The sequence below is a fragment of the Streptomyces sp. NPDC028907 genome (assembly GCF_055564995.1).
The window spans coordinates 466,479-482,739 of sequence record NZ_JBVHVE010000005.1 but is presented as its reverse complement, the minus strand read 5'-3'; the positions used below and the strand labels follow the sequence as shown (position 1 = coordinate 482,739).

At 67.9% G+C, this 16,261-nt stretch carries 12 protein-coding genes and 1 pseudogene; 9 read left to right on the top strand and 4 right to left on the bottom strand.

The genetic code is table 11. From position 1 onward, the window contains the following. Window position 1: 1 nt before the first annotated feature. From ACZ4UU_RS18190 to ACZ4UU_RS18180, 3 genes are read left to right on the top strand one after another with little or no spacing between them, the layout of a single operon-like run. Complete coding sequence (locus tag ACZ4UU_RS18190) at window positions 2–235, top strand: hypothetical protein (RefSeq protein WP_468040896.1); 234 nt, start codon at window positions 2–4, stop codon at window positions 233–235. After that, window positions 205–1,335, top strand: coding sequence for a glycoside hydrolase family 3 C-terminal domain-containing protein (locus tag ACZ4UU_RS18185; RefSeq protein WP_468040894.1), 1,131 nt, complete (start codon window positions 205–207; stop codon window positions 1,333–1,335). The genes ACZ4UU_RS18190 and ACZ4UU_RS18185 overlap by 31 nt, the downstream gene beginning before the upstream one ends. A gap of 55 nt (window positions 1,336–1,390) precedes the next feature. Continuing rightward, a complete protein-coding gene (locus ACZ4UU_RS18180) occupies window positions 1,391–2,026 on the top strand; it encodes a TetR/AcrR family transcriptional regulator (protein WP_468040893.1) in 636 nt (211 codons plus the stop codon). A 175-nt stretch (window positions 2,027–2,201) separates the two neighbouring features. Here the strand turns inward: ACZ4UU_RS18180 and ACZ4UU_RS18175 are convergent, their stop codons facing one another. Then, window positions 2,202–4,640 carry an ATP-binding SpoIIE family protein phosphatase gene (locus tag ACZ4UU_RS18175; protein WP_468040892.1) on the bottom strand — a complete coding sequence of 813 codons (2,439 nt, stop codon included), beginning with the start codon at window positions 4,638–4,640 and terminating at the stop codon, window positions 2,202–2,204. A gap of 376 nt (window positions 4,641–5,016) precedes the next feature. Here ACZ4UU_RS18175 and ACZ4UU_RS18170 point away from each other — a divergent pair. Both ACZ4UU_RS18170 and ACZ4UU_RS18165 read left to right on the top strand, forming a co-directional pair. Continuing rightward, window positions 5,017–5,373, top strand: a pseudogene (locus tag ACZ4UU_RS18170) (helix-turn-helix domain-containing protein); the annotation flags it as partial. Window positions 5,374–5,458: 85 nt separating this feature from the next. Further along, a complete protein-coding gene (locus tag ACZ4UU_RS18165; RefSeq protein ID WP_468041134.1) occupies window positions 5,459–5,995 on the top strand; it encodes an alpha/beta hydrolase in 537 nt (178 codons plus the stop codon). Here the strand turns inward: ACZ4UU_RS18165 and ACZ4UU_RS18160 are convergent. Continuing rightward, a complete protein-coding gene (locus tag ACZ4UU_RS18160; RefSeq protein ID WP_468040890.1) occupies window positions 5,885–8,803 on the bottom strand; it encodes a glycosyl hydrolase in 2,919 nt (972 codons plus the stop codon). The two genes, ACZ4UU_RS18165 and ACZ4UU_RS18160, sit on opposite strands and share 111 nt — an antisense overlap. A 278-nt stretch (window positions 8,804–9,081) precedes the next feature. On the opposite strand from ACZ4UU_RS18160, the gene ACZ4UU_RS18155 reads away from it, so the two are divergent. Then, on the top strand, window positions 9,082–9,714 hold the full coding sequence (locus tag ACZ4UU_RS18155) for a LuxR C-terminal-related transcriptional regulator (RefSeq protein ID WP_468040889.1): 633 nt from the start codon (window positions 9,082–9,084) through the stop codon (window positions 9,712–9,714). Window positions 9,715–9,854: 140 nt separating this feature from the next. Here ACZ4UU_RS18155 and ACZ4UU_RS18150 read toward each other — a convergent pair whose 3' ends face one another. Continuing rightward, window positions 9,855–10,667, bottom strand: coding sequence for a hypothetical protein (locus ACZ4UU_RS18150; RefSeq protein WP_468040887.1), 813 nt, complete (start codon window positions 10,665–10,667; stop codon window positions 9,855–9,857). Window positions 10,668–10,734: 67 nt separating this feature from the next. Next, on the bottom strand, window positions 10,735–11,463 hold the full coding sequence (locus tag ACZ4UU_RS18145) for a hypothetical protein (protein ID WP_468040886.1): 729 nt from the start codon (window positions 11,461–11,463) through the stop codon (window positions 10,735–10,737). Between the two features lie 344 nt (window positions 11,464–11,807). On the opposite strand from ACZ4UU_RS18145, the gene ACZ4UU_RS18140 reads away from it, so the two are divergent. The 3 genes from ACZ4UU_RS18140 (at window position 11,808) to ACZ4UU_RS18130 (ending at window position 16,233) form a co-directional block, all read left to right on the top strand. Further along, the gene (locus tag ACZ4UU_RS18140; RefSeq protein ID WP_468040884.1) at window positions 11,808–13,490 is read left to right on the top strand and encodes a CocE/NonD family hydrolase; all 1,683 of its coding nucleotides are present in this window, start codon (window positions 11,808–11,810) and stop codon (window positions 13,488–13,490) included. A gap of 550 nt (window positions 13,491–14,040) precedes the next feature. Beyond that, on the top strand, window positions 14,041–15,039 hold the full coding sequence (locus ACZ4UU_RS18135) for a YdcF family protein (RefSeq protein WP_468040883.1): 999 nt from the start codon (window positions 14,041–14,043) through the stop codon (window positions 15,037–15,039). Between the two features lie 57 nt (window positions 15,040–15,096). Further along, window positions 15,097–16,233, top strand: a complete 1,137-nt coding sequence (locus ACZ4UU_RS18130) for a VanZ family protein (RefSeq protein ID WP_468040881.1) — start codon at window positions 15,097–15,099, stop codon at window positions 16,231–16,233. Window positions 16,234–16,261: the final 28 nt, after the last annotated feature.

The window sequence follows — 16,261 nt, the reverse complement described above, 5'->3', positions numbered from 1 at the left end:
CATGCTGCGGCCCGACCCGGCCCAAAGACCCCGCCTCGTCGAGATCATCGACAACCTCAACGCACGCATCGCAGAAGCCGAACGTGAGGGCTGGCTCGGCGAAGTCGAAGGGCTCCAAGTCAGCCTCGCCGACGCCAAAGCCAAACTCGCCCAGATCGACCAGCGAACTACTGTCTCGCTCGGCATGCCGGACCTCGGCCACCCGTGGTACTCGGCGACGGAGTCGAGGAACTGACCCTGCGTACTCGGCTCGCCCTCCAGGACTCGGGCACCCACCGGCTGTCCGTCCTCGGCACCGGGTCCTTCACCCTGTACGCCCCCGGGAACGAACCGCAGACACACACGCAACTCCAGGAGGGCGACGACATCGCCGCCCTGCTGCTCAACCCGCCCTCGCACACCTTCGCCTTCCCCGCCGCGCAGGGCGAGACCGAGGTGATGGTGCGCGTGAGGCCGCAGCGTAATCTCCCCTACCCCATCACCCTGTTGGGCCTCGGATACGACGTCCCGCGCGGCAGCGACGAGGAGGAGCTGCAGGCCGCGGTCGCCGCCGCGGCGGAGGCTGACGTCGTCGTCCTCATGGTGGGCAGCGACGCGGACACCGAGGCGGAGAACGTCGACCGTACGACGCTCGCCCTGCGCGGACGGCAGGGCGAACTCGTCGAGCGGGTCTGCGCCGCGAACCCGCGCACAGCTGTCATCGTCAACGCCGGGTCCCCCTTCGTCCTCCCCTGGGCCGACCGACCCGCCGCCCTGCTGTGGTCATGGTTCCCCGGCCAGGAAGGCGGGGACGCCATCGCCGACGTCCTCACCGGAACCGAACCGGGCGGGCGGCTCCCCACCACCTTCCCGGCCACGGAGGCCGACGTGCCCGTCCTGTCCACCCAGCCCGTCGAGGGAATACTCGCCTACGCGGAGGGCAGCCGAATCGGCTACCGGGCCTACGATGCCGACCGCGCCGCCCCTCTCTTCCCCTTCGGGCACGGGTTGTCGTACACCACCTGGGACTACCAGGACGTGGTCGTTTCCGGCGACATGGCCCGCGGACTCACTGTCCACGTCACCGTCCGCAACTCCGGCGACCGGCCAGGGCGGGAGGTCGTCCAGGTTTACCTGGAACCGGCCGACGGTTCCGAGCCGCCGCGCCTGGTCGGTTCCTCCGCCGTCGAAGCAGGCCCGAGCGAGGCGGTCGTCGCCACCATCAGTGTGCCGGCGCGGACTCTCGCCACCTGGACCGGCGAAAGCTGGGCCGCACGCACGGGAGGTCATCGGCTGCGAGTGGGGCGCTCGTCGGCGGACGTCCGGCTCACAGCCGCCGTCCCCCGTTCCTCGTGATCGCGACAGGCGCCCCCATGGCCGAACGAAGCCATGGCTGAAGTAACGTCGGAGCGTGAGCACACCTCGCAAACCAAGGGGCCCCTACCGAAAAGGCATCGAGCGCCGGGAGCAGATCCTGCGGGCGGCTCTGGACGTCTTCAGCGAGCACGGCGAGCGCGGCGCATCACTGAAGGAGATCGCCGACCGTGCGGGCATGTCGCAGGCGGGTGTGCTGCACTACTTCGACTCCCGCGAGGACCTGCTCCTGGCCGTGCTCGCCGAGCGGGACGCCCTGGACGCCGAGGCGACCGCCGATGTGACGTCGCCCGGCGATGCCGTCGCCCGAACCGCGGCCCACAACACCCAGCAGCGGGGGCTGGTGGACCTGTTCGTCACCCTGTCCGCCGCCGCGTCGGACCCGGAGCACCCCGCCCACTCCTTCTTCACTCGGCGGTACGCGGACCTGACAGAGCGTATCGAGGACGGTCTGCGCACGGCCCAGGAGCGGGGCGAGATCCGCACGGACGTCAGATCCGACCAGATGGCACGCATGATGCTCGCCCTGTCGGACGGACTCCAGTTGCAGTGGCTGCTGGACCCGGGCGTCGACATGGCGGAAACCCTCGAAGCGTTCAATCGGATGTGCCTGGGAGGGATGGCCGAACGGGACGGAGACGCCCAGCATGCGACTCCCCGCGACCGCGGCTGAAGCTTGCGCCCTCTCCACACATCCAGCGTAGGAGGATCGGCACGAACCGCTACGAAGGACGCCGCGCCCTGGTCACCGGCGGTGGCTCGGGCATCGGACGGGATCATCAACCCAGAACAGCCGGTGACACGCAGGCATGACTGCGCCTGGCGGGCGTTGTCCGTAGCCGGACGCGTCATCCACACCGCGCGGGCGGCAGATCCTGTTCGGCCCAGATGCACTTTCCGTCGCCGAGGAACCGGGTACCCCACCGTTGTGAGACAGCTGCCACCAAGTGCAGGCCACGCCCTCCCTCGTCGCCGACGCCCGCCCGCCGGATTCGCGGGGAGCTGAGGCTGCCGTCGTAAACCTCGCAGATCAGTGCACGGTCGCGCAGCAGACGCAGAAGCATCGGACCCTTGGCATGTCTGACCACATTGCCGATCAGCTCGCTCACCACCAACTCGGTGGGCATGATGAGATCGTCCAGTTCCCAAAGCGCGAGCTGCCTGCGGACGTACTCGCGGGCCTCGGCGGCCGCCCGGGGATCCTCCGGCAGCTGAAGCGAGGCGACGTCACCGACGGGCGTGCTGCGCGTATGGACGACGAGGAGTGCCGCATCATCCGCAGTCTGGTCCCTGTCAGGCTGCAATGCGGAGACCAGCATGTCGCACAGGCTGTCGAGCCGGGTGGGAGTGCCTTTCGACCGGCCTTCGGAGAAGTACGCCGTCCGGCGCACCGAAGTGGACAGGGTGTCCCGAAGCTCGGTCAGCCCTTGGTCGATGTCGCGAGAGGCCGATTCGACGAGACCGTCCGTGCAGAACACGAGCAAGCTCTCCTCCGGCAGTTGCACCTCGCAGCTGTCGAACGGAGGCTCGGCGGCGCCCAGCGGTGGATTGACGGTCAGATCAGGGCAATGGACCGTGCCATCGGGATGGACGACAAGCGGCGGTGGATGACCCGCCACCGAGAACGAGCAGATCCTCGTCACCGGATCGAACACCGCGTAGAGGCAGGTGGCGTAGTAGTCATAACCGAGATCACCGACCAGAGCATTGAGTTTGCCGAGCAGTTCGTCGGGAGACAGGTCCAGGTCGGCCAGGGTTCGTACCGCTGTCCGCAAGCGTCCCATAGTGGCAGCTTCGGTGATGCCGTGCCCCATCACGTCGCCGATGACCATGGCGACGCGCCCCGATGACAGAGGAATCAGGTCGTACCAGTCACCTCCCACCTCGTCGCCCCTGCCCGCAGGCAAGTAGCGAGCTGCGGCGGAGACCGCGGGCAGCGAAGGCAGAGATCTAGGCAGCAGTCCACGCTGCAGTTCCTGGGCCCGGGAGTGCTCCGCGTCGTACAGGCGTGCCCGTTCGAGCGCCTGGCCCACCAGACCACTGAGCGCGGTGAGGAGGACACGTTCATCCTCATTGAAGGCATGCAGCTGAGAGAACGAGACGACGCAGCAGCCTATGGAGTGCCCGGAGGCGATGAGTGGCAGAAAAGCCCACGCCTTCTTCGGTGACGAGGCCACGAGGTACTTCACCTCGGGATAGACGCGGACGAATTCGGCCGGGGATTCGACAAACCGCGGGGTGCGGGTCCGGAGCACGTCGGTGGCCGCGCTCCTGACGGAGACGGGAATGCTGTCGATCTGCCGCAGGAACTCCTGGTCATATCCGACCGCGTCGACGACGCGTATGTGTTCGCCCTCCAGCGCCTCGACCAACACTCCGTCGGCGCCGAACGCCGGCAGGACGTGATCTGCGACGGCTCGGACCACATTCTTCGCGGTCACCGCCTCGGACAGGGCCAAGGTCAGCTCAGCCATACGGCTGGTCAATTCGGCGTGCATCCGCCCAGCGGCCGTGCGCACGGTCCGCTTCTGCCGCTCATCGCCGACATCGGTGAAAGAGACGGCCAACCCGCCGTCCTGGACAGGCACGACGCTTACGCGCAAGTAGCGTCCGTCGCCCGCTCGCCGAAGATCGAATACGACGTTCCTGTGCTCGGCGGATGCCCGACGGCACTGTACTTCCAGTCCAGGGACGTTCGCCGCAGGCACTTCCCCGAGATCGCAGCCGATCAATGGAACGCCGGGGGCGAGAAGTCGTTCGGCCTCCTCGTCGGCATACGTGATCCGCCAGTGGACATCGACAGTCAGGAAGGCGTCACTGAGTGTGCGCACCATGGCCAGCGCCGCATCGCCGTCGCAGCCCATGGCGGGTGCCACGTCGAGTTCAATATGCCTGGCCGCCCATTCGGCCACTGCTCGCAGGAAGTCTTTCTGCGCCGCGTCCGGCTCTCCCTGCCCCGCCATGATCACCGACAGCGCACCGACGGAGCCACCATCCTTGAGCAGCGGCACTGCGGCCACGCCCGAGGACCCGGCCACGAAATTGTCGTCCCGAACCCAGACAATGCCATTCCGGTGTACAGCGAGAGCAGGTGCCACCGAATCGCTCTCCAGGAGCACCGCCCACAGGGCGGAGTGCCTGGGCGCAAGCCCACACGCCGTCACGAGAAGCAGCCCACCCGAACGGGGGTCACGCCAATGTGCCAGACCACCAAGCCCGCCCATCTCCGCTGTCGCCTGCTGCAGGGCCAGCGACAACGCCTGGGCACTCGACAGCCCTTCACTCATGGCCGACAGGAGATCGAGCCGCTGCGGTCCAAGCGCCTCAGCATGCTTCCCAGCCATTGTGTGTCCAACGGCCACTCTGACCTCCTGCGGGTGCGCATATCGGCGCCCACCGCCCGACACCTGGTGCGCGCCTGGTGACGACGACGATCACCCGGTCCTGAAGCGCTTCACTGCCACTACCCACAGTAGATCCTGGCGTCAATATCGACACGACCGGATATGCGTACGAGCCCAAGCTGCGGCGTCGCCTCAACGGGCATTCCCGTCGGCGCTCGCTCCGCCGGCCCTTGGGTGGCCGCCCACCAACCCGCGAGCTGGGCCCGCGTTCCGAAGCCGATCACAACTGGGCTCGACACCGCACGCGGTGGGTCGGTAGCGGGCACGGTTCGTTGAGCACCGAATCGCCGGGCTGGGTGATATGCCGCGCTCGGGCGGCCCTCGGACGGTCACGGACGAGCAGGTCGCCACGGTGATCCAGCGGACGCTGGAGAGTACGCCGAAGAACGCCACGCACTGGTCGACGAGGGCGACGGTCCCCGGCGTCCCTCAGCGCATCACCCACGACTACGTGCGCGCGGGCACGACCACGCTGTTCGCCTCCCTGGAGGTGGCCACCGGCAAGGTGCTCGGCTCCCCGCAGCGCCGGCACCGGGCCGAGGAGTTCAAGAATTTCCTGATCAAGCTGGAGAAGGAGATGCCGGCGGGCCCGGACGTGCACCTGGTGCTGGACAACTTCTTCAAGGTGATCGCCCGCGCCGACCGCACGCCGCTCAAGTACAACGGCAGCGACCCCGATTTCGCAGACAGGGCCGTCACCGGTGCCGACATCCGCGCGTCGATGCGGTCGATGTTCTTCTACGACCCCTATCAGGCCGCCCGTGACGTCGTCAGCCTCCGCAAGGCCCGGGCCACCCGCCCGGATCCGCAGCCGTCCGACGGCCCCGCGGACCCCTTCGACGCCGGCGTCAACGCGCTCCACTGGGCGGTCATGTGCGCCGACAACTCCGCTTCCGGACTTCACCTCCAACATCACTCCCTGCGCCTTCTGGCCGCGCGGCGCCGAACCGGCCACGCGTGTCAACAACACGGTGGGCGCGCTCATATTGCAGAACCAGTGGGATTCCCAGACACCGGCGGCGAGCCGCCGGGCCATGCACCGTGCCCTGCCGAGTCGGATGGACAGCACGGCATATCCGCGACGAGGGTGCGCCGTTGAGCGGTCCACTCCAGACAGCAGGTGCAAGTCAGTCCGAGATCGGTGCCTCGCCATACGGGACGAGACTGACGGGGCCGATGAGGCCGTACTCCTGACGGGGCATCCCGGCCTGCCCGGGGAAACCGTCGGTCACCCGTAGCCGGTTGCGGAGCGGGGTCGCGACACGGACGGTGATCGTGTTGGCGCCCTCTCTGAGGCGACCCGCGAGGTCGAGCCTGTGGCTGATCTGGTCCGGCGGAGACAGGCGGCGGCCATTGACCGTCACCTCGAAGGTGTCCGTGACCCGGCCCAGATCGAGGCAGGCCCCGTCCAACCGGCCCAGGCGGACGGTTGTGGTGTAGGTGCCGATGCCGGAGACGTCTTGCAGGCCAGGGATGTCCGACCAGGGTTTGAGCACGTCCAGGTCGAGCTCGTGCACGGTGATCGCGCGCTCGCCGTCGGGGCCGCGGCGCCAGTCCTCGACGGTGAGGTGCCAGGAGTCCAGCCGCTGTTCCCCGCCCGGGGACGGTATGACAACGTGCTGCTTGCGGCCATCGTCAAGGGTGACGGTGTGGCTACCGGAGGCGGTCGCCCGCAGCCGCAGACGTCCGCTCTCGCTCACGGTCACCGTCCCGCCCGTGGTGGCCGTGGCGTGACGGCCATGGCGGCCGTCGAGAGCGATCACCGTGGAGCCTCCGGGAGCAAGGTGGACGGGCAAGGTGATGTGGCTGCGACTGGTGCGGTAGAGGCCGAGAGGCGTAATCCTCCCGGACCACGCGTCGAGTTCGTAGGGTCGGCCCGTTCCTTCCACCCGGATATCGGCGGTGATGGAGGAGGACGTGGGGTTGTACAGGTAGTACAGCTCTCCCCTCGGGAGAGTGCGGCGCACCCTCAGCAGGCCCGGAGCGGCACTGACGTCAACGCTGGGCCTGACACCGAGGGCCTTCAGTGCGCCGGCAAGGTCACGCCGGTCGGCGACCCGGCGGACCGAAGGCTGGTCGAGCAACTGGTCCAGCAGGCGGGTGAGCCGGGCGGTCTGCTGGGCGGCCAGGTGGGCGCCGGGGGTTCGCGTCGGTAGGTTCCCGACGATGACCACGGGCAGTCCGGCACGGGCGTGGGAGAGGAGGAGCCGGGCAGTGGCCACGGGAAGCGTGGGCTGGCGGTCCAGGATCAGCGCTCGGTAGGCGGGCCCGTCCGGGGCGAGACGGCCGCCACTGACCCGGGTGCCCTCCAGCTGCGCGGGGCCGGCGAAGTCGTAGGTGAACCCGGCCGCACCGTCAGGCACGCGCACGTCGTGACCGTAGCTCTGCCGGTAGACCGCAAGGTCCACCGAGGGGCGGCCCTGCCGCAGGACCCACTGCATGCGTGCGGTCCAGTCCGTGATGATGTTCGTGTCGGCCCAGGTTGGCTGGCGTGGTCCCCACGCTTCGGAGAAGCCGTTGCCGCCCCCCATCGTGAACGGTGAGAATCCGGGCCAGCCCGTCACACCCATACCCGTTCCGGTGGCGAACCCGTGGTAGACGATTTGGTTGACGCCGTGCGCGAAGGCCGTGTTGAAGTGCTTCAGCATGTCTGGCCAGGTCTGCGCGTAAGCCTCGTTGAGAGTCCCGCAGCCCTCCAGCGAAAAGATCTTTTGGCCCGACAGGTGTACGGAGCCTGAGGAGATCCACCGGGAAGGATCGTCGCTGTAGTCGGCGCTGATGCCGAGCGACTCGGTTTCGGTCACGTCCAGCGAGGCGGCGACGGTGGGCGTGTCGATGGTCGTCCCGTAGGGCTGAGCGCGGAGTCGCAGGCCGAGGGCGTGCGCCCAGTTCTTCAGCGGCTCGACGTGGTTGCTGATGTAGAGGTCCGTCAGGGTCTGGCAGTAGTCCTCGCGAACGCGCGCGCCGCTGCCGTCGGTGAACTCGAAGTCCGGTGTGGCATCGAGGGTCACTGACGTGTACTGCCGGTGGATGCCGTCGATGAACAGAACCGGCAGGTTGGGGCGCAGCGAGTAGCCGCGCAGTTTCTCGAATCGCTCCGGCAGGTCCCAGGTCCAGTGCAGGGCGGAGTCCAGCTCCAGGGAGTCCTCGAACAGGTCACCACCGTTGTCCCGAAGCAGCCGTCGGAGCCGGGGAGTGAGTACATGGTCGTCCCAGTAGCCCGTTGCGGCGCGAACGCCCGCGGAGGCGAAGTGGTCTGGCACGTAGGCCGGTTGAGCGGAGACGATCTGCCCGGTTACGGCCGCCTGTCCGGTACCGCGCTGCCAGAAGGCAAGGACCAGCCACTGCCCGCCGGCCGGAGCAGTCCAGGAAAGGACCCCATCGTGCACCGAATCGGTCAGGTCCACCCGCGAACTCCGCTCCAGCAGAACGGGCTTCGCCTCGGCGGAACCCGTGCGGCGGAACGCCTGTACGGCCACGAGCGTCTGCTTGGTCACGCCCGAGTGCGGTTCGGGAGCCGCCGGCACCGGACCGGAGTACGTACTGCCGCCCGCGACGGCCGACCTGCCGTATGTCAGTTCCTGTGCGGCCTGCCGACTGTCCGGGCCCAGCCCGGGCACCACCAGAGGCCAGGCCGGACCGACGGTCAGATCGATGCGCAGCCCATGGCGCCGACCCGCTGCGACAGCCTGTTCGAGCCGCTCGGTCAGAGTCGCGCCGCCCCATCCGAACCGGCCCGGATCGGCAGTGAAGATGCACTGGATCTCGGCGGCGGCGAAGCCGCGGCCGGCAATCTGACGAATCTCGGTCTCGACCGCCTCCGCGGAGATCTCACCGCACGGCCACCAGTACCGGATCTTGGGCCGGACGGATTCGCTGATTGAGGCGAATTCCCGGGCGATCGCCGGGACTACGGGGTGGTCTGTGGTCACGGCCGAACCGGTCGTGCCAGCGGCAGCAGTCCCGGCCGCGGAGAGGAGTACAGGCGTGGCGATCGACAGCGCCGCAACGTCCGAACACAGGCGCCTGCGGGAGATGGGGGTCATATCGACTCCATGTGAAACGTTTCATCTTCAGGGGAGTGGAGTGAACGTAAACGGCGCCTGGGTGGTCGTCAATACAAAAACCGAAGAATATTTGGCTTTGGACGGGCACGGCCGCCTCCCCTTTCGGCATCGGGGTCTCGGTTCACCTGCGGCGCCCGAGGAGCCGGATGAGCCACTCCGCACCTACCGAGATTGAACATGTTCACGTCGACCGGCGTATGTACGGACGTACTGACGTAGACGTACGCCCGTACGCTTCAGCGGAAGGACACGACGACGTGCGCACTTCCCCGAAACTCACCGTGGCTCTCGCCTGTCCCGAGGACGCCTGGCCGCACCCCGACTGGCCGGCCGCGGACGACCCGTACGTCGGACGGGTGGTGCCCCTGACGGCGCCGCGGGGGGCGGGCGAGGCGACGGACGTGGTGATCCTCTGCCTCGAGGCCCCCTCTACGGCCGTTCGGGAACTGTCCGCCACCGACATCCCCGTGATCGTGATCAGCCCGTGCCGGGACACCGAAGTCATCGTCGAGGTGTTCCGCGCCGGAGCGGGCTATCTGGTCGAGGGCGACTACTGCACCTGCATGCTCTCCTCCGCCGTCGTGGGCGCCACCGTCGGGCACACCTACCTCTCCCCGGCGGCCTGCGCCGCACTGCAGGAGGGGGCCCGGCGGCTGCCCACCGGCGGGGCGGCGCGGGAACGGCTGCGGGAACTGCTCTCGCCGCGCGAGCGACAGATCATGGAGCTGCTGTCGACCGGCCTGGGCGCGCAGGAGATCGGGCTGCGCTTACAGCTGAGCGAGAAGACCGTCCGCAACAACCTCAGCAACATCTACGCCAAGCTGGAGGTCCGGGGGAGCACCGAAGCGGTCCTGACGTGGCTGGGAGCCACCCCTGCGGTCCGGGCCTGAGTTCCCTGGTTCGCGCATGAGAACGAGCCCCCGTGGGAAGTCCACACGAGGGCTCGTTCCGATGGCGCCGGCCTTCGCCGCCTCTTTTCCGGCCGGCGCCTTCCGCAGTCGCGCGGTATATCGCGAGAATCGCTGCGGAGCTAGGGTTTGACAACCTCCGAGAGCGGGATTTCGACGTCGATTACGTCGGGGCCGCCCTCCTGGAATCCGGGTTGCGTTCCGTCATCGGATCCGGGTCGCCCACCGGCGCCCTCCGACGAGTTCTGGGCTTCGCTCGCCTGCGGAGTTTCGCACTTCACGTTGCGCAGCCAGAGCCGACCGTCGGGAGTGCCGCCGTCCAAGAGTTGCGGATAGAACACGTGCACGCTCGTGCCCCCCTCATTGGGGGAGAAGAACACCTTCTGGCCGTCCTGCGCGTCGTTGTACGTGGCCTTGAGGTAGCCGCTGACATCGGTGCGCTTCTCCGACCACATGAAGAAGGCGATGTGGCCGGCCTTCACGGTGTCGGTCCTGGAGAAATCGAACCCGACCGTCTTGTCGTCGCGCTGGATCGTGTATTCCGTCGTGTTGAACTTGGCGCCGATCTCGAAGAACGAGTTTCCCAGCTTCGAGTCGGCGGAGGCAGTGAATCCTTCCTCGAGCGTGATGGACCTCGTCACCGAGGCGGACACGCTGAAGCCCTTCGTGGCGTCGGATGCGGATCCGCAGTTGTCCGTCACCGGGGAAACGCGCTTGTTCGGGCCCAGGTTGTCCCTCTTGAACTGGACATCGACGAATTCACAGTTCTCCAGCTTGGAGGAGTCCTCCGCACAGTCCTTGGACACCTCGGAGGCGGTCGCGGCACCCGCCTGGTTCATCAGCGGAACGGCCGCCGCGACGGCCACCAACGGGGCCAGTATGAGACCTACGCGCTTCTTCTTGCTCCGGTGGTTTCCGCGTCCGGTGCGGGTCATCGTGCGTCTCCTTGAGGGGACCGGGGACATGTGAGAGGAGTGCGAAGTTGCCTGGTCACGAGAGCCGTCAGCAGTCGGTCAGGACGGGCTTGGACGTCCCGTCCGCGATGCCGGGAGCGCCGGCGGCGCCGTCCAGGACGACAGCTCCCTCGACGGATTCGGGCGCGGCGTAGTTCTGTTCCTCGACGGGGTTGATGGCCGTGCTCCCCGGCTTGGCGTTGATCTTCACCCGCCATTCGCCCGTCATGCGCTGCATCTTCGGCGTGAATTCCAGGTGGAGGACCTTGCCGACGGGGACGTCCCTTGTTTCCGTGTCGCCGGCGGCGACCGACTTGAGGGTCAGGTCCGTCGTTGCCTTGTGCTTTTGCCAGGCCCCGCTCAAGGCACCGAAGAGCCCTCCGCTGGCACCCTGTTGTGTCGCGGTGTACTTGCCTTCACCCTGGAGGACGGCCGCCTTCCAGGTGATCGACACCTTTGCCGGTTCGGTGGCATTCGGCTCGCAGTTCGGGAAGTCGATCGAGGCCTTCTTCGTGGGGCCGTCAAAGGTCTCGAACTTCGTCTCGACGAACTCGCAGCTGTCGGCCAGGAAAATATCCTGGACGCCGCTTCCCGTCTTCTGCTCCTTGCCGTTGATCACCTTGGCCTTCTGGCACATCCGCATGATCTCGTCCGGCGTTTTCTCTGCCTGGGCGGCATTCGCCGACGGCAGCAGGGTGATAACGGCCGCACCGGTGGCGAGCGCCGAAACAACGGCGACGATCCGGACCTTCCTGCTCTTCAGGGCCCTCTTACCCATGTCGTGCTCCTTCCTGGAGACGTTCTTTGTCTCACCGGAATGAAATTATCGGACCGAACCGAAAGCGCCGACAGAGTCAAATGTCCCTACCGGCCGGTTATTGATGTGTGCCTTGAGACACATTCAGAGGTTCGCTGCCTCGCCTGACTATGCGTCGGCAATGTCCACCATTGCCTCATCACAGACGCAAAGGACATGGGTCCGGTGAGCAAAGCCGTCCTGGCGCCACCGCGGGGCTCCTCCGTCCCCGACAGCGACACCCCCTCTTTCGGGGGTGCCGGGGCATGATGCGGCCTGCGAGAGTCCGGACTCCCTCCACACGGCACGACAGAAGGATCCGGTACATGCCCGACGTGACGGCCCGCTACGACGTTCCCGCCACCATGCGCGACGGCACCGTGCTGCGGGCCGATGTGTATCAGCCCGCCGAAGGCGGGCCATGGCCCGTACTCCTCACCCGTCTTCCCTACGGAAAGAACACTCCGTTCCTGCTCGGCGCTCTCGATCCGACGGGCCTGGCACGCAAGGGATTCCTCGTCGTGATCCAGGACACCCGAGGCCGGTTCGCCTCGGACGGCGCGTGGGACCCGTGGACCCACGAGGCGGACGACGGCTACGACACGGTCCGCTGGGCCGCCGCCCTCCCGGGCTCCAACGGCCGCGTCGGCATGTTCGGGCAGAGCTACTTCGGCAACACGCAGTGGATGGCCGCGCTGTCGAAGCCACCGGAGCTGAAAGCCATCGCTCCGCTCGACACCTTCTCCGAACCGGACGACGGACTCTTCGCGCGGGGAGGGGCCCGCGAGCTGGGCATCGCGCTGCCCTGGTCCCTGCAGCAGGGGGTGGACACCATCCTGCGCCGGCACGCCGCCGACCCGGCCGCACTCCCGCCGGCGCTCCAGGCGTTGGTCCACGATCTGGACATGGCCGCGACGTCCGGATACCGGGAACTGCCCGCCGGGCACCATCCCGCCTTCCAGCGCCACGGCATCCCGGACATCGGCTACGAGCGCTCCCGCCGGGAGCCCGAGTGGAGCGCGGCCTGCCGGGTCGCAGGACGCCAGGCAGAAGTCGACCTGCCCAGCCTGCAGACCGGCGGCTGGTACGACATCTTCAGCCAGGGCACCCTCGACAACTTCGCCGCAAGCCACGCGGCAGGGCGGCCCAGCACTCTGATCATGGGCCCCTGGACACATCTCAACCACGGTCAGCAGATCGGTGACGTCAACTTCGGCATGGCGGCGAGCGCGGAACTCCTCGGTTTCCGCGGCAGGCTCGCCGACATCCAGAGCACCTGGCTCCGGCAGTGGCTCACCCCCGAAACCACCCCGTCGGGGCCGGAGCTGCCCCCGGTGCTGCTCTTCGTCATGGGCAGGAACGAGTGGCGCGAGGAGCAGGAGTGGCCGCCGGCCCGCGCCGTCGACACGGACCTGTTCCTGCGCGCGGACGGCGCGCTCACCTTCGACCTCCCGCAGGCGGATGAGGAGAGCGACACCTACACCTACGACCCCGCCGACCCCGTGCCGACCACGGGCGGCGCGCTCCTGATGACGGAGAACTTCCGGCCGGGCCCACTCGATCAGGCCGCGGTCGAAGCACGGCCGGACGTCCTCGTCCACACCACGGAGCCGCTGACCGAGGACCTGGAGGTCACGGGCCGCGTCCGCGCGATTCTCCACGCGGCGACCGACGCCCCCACCACGGACTGGGTGGTCCGGCTCTGCGACGTCGACACCGCGGGCGTCTCCCGGAACATCGTCGACGGGATCGTGCGGTCGGTCACCACACCGGGAGAGTTCACCGAGCACGCCGTCGACCTGTGGTCGACGAGCCATGTCTTCCTCGCCGGGCACCGCATACGCGTCCACGTCACCTCCAGCAACTTCCCCCGCTGGGACCGCAATCTCAACACCGCCGACTTCCTCGACGGCGGAGCGGACTCCCGTCCGGCCCACCAGCAGGTCGCCCACGACGCCGTACGCCCCTCCCGCATCGTCCTGCCGGTCGTCCCCACGCCCGCAGGCTGATACAGGAAGCCCGCCGGCCGCTCACGCCGGTTCGACGGCGGGACGCATTCCGGCCCCGCCCGTCGCCGTACGCCGAACCCACCGCGCGGAATCCCGCCAGGGACGGGGGCCGGCGGGCGAGGCGTTGGTCACGGGCACTCGATCGACGGCGGAGGCGGTACGGCTTCTCCATCGTCCGGCTCGAAGGGACCCCGCGTATCGGCCAAAGAGCCGACCACCCCGGGCTGACGCGATCGGCCGTCCCATCAGCCCCAGGTATACCGTCGCATCAGCTCGGAGGATGACACCCGGTGGAAACCGCCGGGTCAGTGGGCCTGCCGTGGGGACGACGGCCCCCGATCATCGAGGCGCGGCGCCTGCTTGGACAGGACTCCGCTCCGTCACCGCCTCGGCCATTCGGCCGATGCACAGCCGAGCCGAGCGATGCGATGCTCACCCGGGCGGCGGGCGAAGCACGACCTGCACGGGCGGCGGATGCCCCTTCTCCATCTCCCTACTCGGCCGGGGGCTCCTCACGGCCCGCTCAGTTGACCGACAAAGGGCCCAACGCATGATCATCTTCGCTCCCGCAGGCGTCTTCTTCCTGGTGTTCGCCTGCAGCTTCCTGTACGACCGAAGACTCGTACGCAACGGCGTCTATCTCTTCTTCGCGCTCCTCTTCCTGTCCCTGGGGCTGTTGTACAAACTGGCGTCGGTGTCCGAGACGGCGACTCTGGTCCTGCTGTTGGCGCTCGGGATCCTCCTCATGCTGCTGCCCTTCGTACTCGCGGTCTTCCTGATCGCCAACGGGGTGACGATGCTGCGTCGCGAGGGCAGGAGCCTGTCGAACCTGCTGTCTCTGGCGGCGGGTGGGGGCATCCTGCTGTTCATCGCGCTGAAGGCGATCGCCAACAGCACCCGCTCGGAGCTGCTGGGCACCCCGCTGGACGCGGTGGGGTTCGTCCTCGGTTACGTGTCGCTGCTGTTCGTGTGCTTTCTGCTCTACTCGTTCGTCTACGGCAGGATTCGGCAGGGGCAGGCCGTCGATTTCGTCGTGGTGCTCGGTTCCGGTCTCGTCGGAGGTTCGCGGGTCCCTCCGCTGCTGGCCGGCCGACTGGACCGGGGACGCGCCGCCTTCGACGCCCAGCGGGCCGAGGGCCGGGAGACGATGCTGCTGACGTCCGGTGGCCAGGGGCCGGACGAGGACCTTCCCGAAGCGCGGGCGATGGCCGACTACCTCATCGCGGCCGGCGTGCCGGGCGATCGGATCCTCATCGAGGACAAGTCCCGCACCACCCAGGAGAACCTGCGATTCAGCAAGGCCCTGATGCGGGACCGCAAGACGGACTACCGGGCCCTGGTGGTGACCAACAACTTCCATGTCATGCGCGCCGCGCAGATCGCCCGCAAGGAGAAGGTCGAGGCACAGGTCATCGGTGCGCCGACGGCCCGCTATTTCTGGCCGAGCGCGACGATCCGCGAATTCGTGGCCGTCTTCCTGTCGCACCGGGTCCTGAATCTCGGCATCTGCGCGCTGCTGGCCGTCATCGGTCTGCTGCGCCTGTACTGATCCCACTTTTTTTGCGCCGACGCCGACCGAGTCCGCGGCGCTGAGAGGAATCCGCTCGTGAGTACGAGGGTGGAGCCGGCCGTCTGGGCCGCCCTGCTGATGTCCATGGCCGCGTTCGTGCTGTTCGTGCCCTATATCGCCGTACGGTACCGGCGACGTGGCGAACTGGGCCTGGGCAACCTGGCATTGGCGTTCGCCGGGCCTCTCTACGGCCTGGCGCTGTTCTTCTACGTGTTCGCGCCGTTCCCGACAGTGCGGCACGATTTCTGTGCCGTCATCGGTGTGCGCCGACCGCAGCTGATCCCCTTCCATTTCCTGCACGACATGGGGAAGTCCGCCAGCGGAAGCGGCCCCATGGCGATGCTGAACAACCCGGCGCTGACCCAAGTGCTGCTGAACGTGGCACTCTTCATACCTCTGGGCATGTTCGTCCGGTACATGTTCGGGCGCAGCGTGCCCGTCACCGCGGCCATCGGCCTCGGTGTGTCCCTGCTGATCGAGACGACACAACTGACCGGAGACTGGTTCATCTACCCGTGCGCCTACCGGCTGTTCGACGTCGACGACCTGATCGCGAACGGCCTGGGAGGTCTGATCGGCGCGCTGGCCGCCCCCCTGCTCAGTGCCGTGCCCGGTCAGCGGGTCCACGCCGAACCGGGAGAGCCGCGCCCGATCACCTGGCGCAGGCGGCTGCTGGCGTCCGTGTGCGACCTGATGAGCTTCGCCTTCCTCTACGTGCCGACCGTCGCCGCCTGCGCGGCGCTGATGTGGGTATCGCAGGGGAGCCTGCCCGCCGGTGATACTCCTACGTACTCGGACTTCTTCTTCCACGCGACCGTCGAACGGGTCGGGTTCTGGGTGCCGTGGCTGGTGCTCACCGTCGGAATTCCCCTGGCAGGCAGCGGGGCCAGTCTCGGACAGCACATCGTCAAGTTGCAGGCGACCACCGCTGACGGCCGCCGACCGGACGTGAAGGCGAGACTCCTGCGCGGCCTGACGGGTGTCGGCGGCTTCCTCCTCCTCAACCACTTCGAGTTGTTGTCCGGCCCTGCCGTCGTCCTGGCCGCCGTCTCGCTCATCGCGCTGTTCAGGACATCGCGGCACCGCGGCTTCTCCTACCTCTGCGCGAGACTGACGATGACGGACTCCCGCACCCCGACCGGGCAAGCGGCACCCACCCAACTCGTGCACTGACTCGACTCCCGCCACTGAGGCATGTCCC

Coding starts and splice junctions, on each gene's coding strand:
- ACZ4UU_RS18190 (WP_468040896.1), top strand. CDS start 2: ATGCTGCGGCCCGACCCGGCCCAAAGACCCCGCCTCGTCGAGATCATC.
- ACZ4UU_RS18160 (WP_468040890.1), bottom strand. CDS start 8,803: ATGACCCCCATCTCCCGCAGGCGCCTGTGTTCGGACGTTGCGGCGCTG.
- ACZ4UU_RS18145 (WP_468040886.1), bottom strand. CDS start 11,463: ATGGGTAAGAGGGCCCTGAAGAGCAGGAAGGTCCGGATCGTCGCCGTT.
- ACZ4UU_RS18175 (WP_468040892.1), bottom strand. CDS start 4,640: ATGAGTGAAGGGCTGTCGAGTGCCCAGGCGTTGTCGCTGGCCCTGCAG.
- ACZ4UU_RS18135 (WP_468040883.1), top strand. CDS start 14,041: ATGATCATCTTCGCTCCCGCAGGCGTCTTCTTCCTGGTGTTCGCCTGC.
- ACZ4UU_RS18150 (WP_468040887.1), bottom strand. CDS start 10,667: ATGACCCGCACCGGACGCGGAAACCACCGGAGCAAGAAGAAGCGCGTA.
- ACZ4UU_RS18140 (WP_468040884.1), top strand. CDS start 11,808: ATGCCCGACGTGACGGCCCGCTACGACGTTCCCGCCACCATGCGCGAC.